General features: G+C 42.3%; 2 protein-coding genes. Both read left to right on the top strand.

Annotated elements, in window-relative coordinates; genetic code table 11:
• Positions 1–330 (top strand): ethanolamine utilization protein EutH (gene eutH, locus LKD36_RS17460; protein WP_308460391.1); only part of this gene is annotated, 330 nt, incomplete at its 5' end.
• Between the two features lie 73 nt (positions 331–403).
• Positions 404–847, top strand: coding sequence for a cupin domain-containing protein (locus LKD36_RS17455; RefSeq protein WP_118771752.1), 444 nt, complete (start codon positions 404–406; stop codon positions 845–847).
• Positions 848–1261: the final 414 nt, after the last annotated feature.

Genomic DNA, 1261 nt, shown 5'->3' with positions numbered 1-1261 from the left:
GAAAAACTGGGTATGGACGAGAATGGTTCTGCAGGACTGGTAGCGACTCTGGCTAACAATATTGCAATGTTCAATATCATGGATAAGATGAACCCGAAGGGAAAACTCTTAAACGTTGCATTTGCAGTATCTGCAGCATTTGTATTTGGTGATCATCTTGGATTTACCGCTGGTGTAAACTCCGATATGATTTTCCCGGTTATCGTTGGTAAGCTGGTTGCAGGTATCACGGCCCTGATCCTTGCCAATGCACTGGCTCCGATGCTTCTCTCCAAAGTAGAGGCTTCTGTTGCAAAAGCCAAAGCAGAAGAGGAAGCTGAAGAAAAATAATTGTTGCTGGAACGAGGTGCGAGTGAAGAGCAACAAAGATTCCGGTTCGTGAAAATGAAAGGATGGACACAGTATGAACGTAAGTGAAGAACTGATCCGCGAGATCGTACAGAAGGTTCTGGAAGAGTCCACTGCAAAGCAGGCTCCGGCAGAGGATTTTGTAAAAGAAAAAGATCCCAGCGGTATTATTAAAATTGCGACCGAAACTGTCAAATGCGAGCGCTTTGAGCAGGACGGCGTCGCACTGAAGGATGTGGTAACCCTTGAGGAAGCACCTAGAATGGGCTGCGGAATCATGGAGCTTGACCACACCAGTTTTGAGTGGACACTGACTTATGATGAGTACGATCTTGTTCTTGAGGGAACTCTGGAGATTGAGATCGACGGACGTGTGGTAACTGCTGAAAAAGGGCAGATTATCTATATTCCTAAAAACAGCCATATTCATTTCCAGACTCCGAATAAAACCAGATATGCATATTTCGTATATCCGGCAAACTGGGCAGATCTGGCTTAAAAGTTGAAAATGAAAAAAGACACGCATGTGGGAGAGATCCTGCATGCGTGTCTTTATGAATGCATGTCCGCGAATTTGAAGGAAACTGTCGGAGTAGGGTGCTAGAGAAACGGTCTCAACTATAGGTGCAATCATTGGGAAAAAATATGTGAAAAATTGAATTCATAAAATTTGCAAAAAATGTAAAAAAGCTGTTGACAATTGTCATATGGTTTGGTATTATATCTGAGCTGGATGTGAGAACGGCTGGCACACATGAACTGTGAGTTTGAAAACAACAAACTGAACTTGAAAAAAGTTAAAAAAGTTGTTGACAAGCGAATGCGAATGTGATAACATATCAGAGTTGCTGCTGAGGCAACGAGATAAACAATGAACCTTGATAATTAAATAGTGCTTTAAAGATCTTCGAAA

Origin of the sequence: Hominiventricola filiformis (assembly GCF_020686965.1) — a bacterium.
Taxonomy (GTDB): Bacteria; Bacillota; Clostridia; order Lachnospirales; family Lachnospiraceae; genus Hominiventricola; species Hominiventricola filiformis.
The sequence above is the reverse complement of the archived record's forward strand: the minus strand, read 5'-3'. Positions and strand labels throughout refer to the sequence as shown.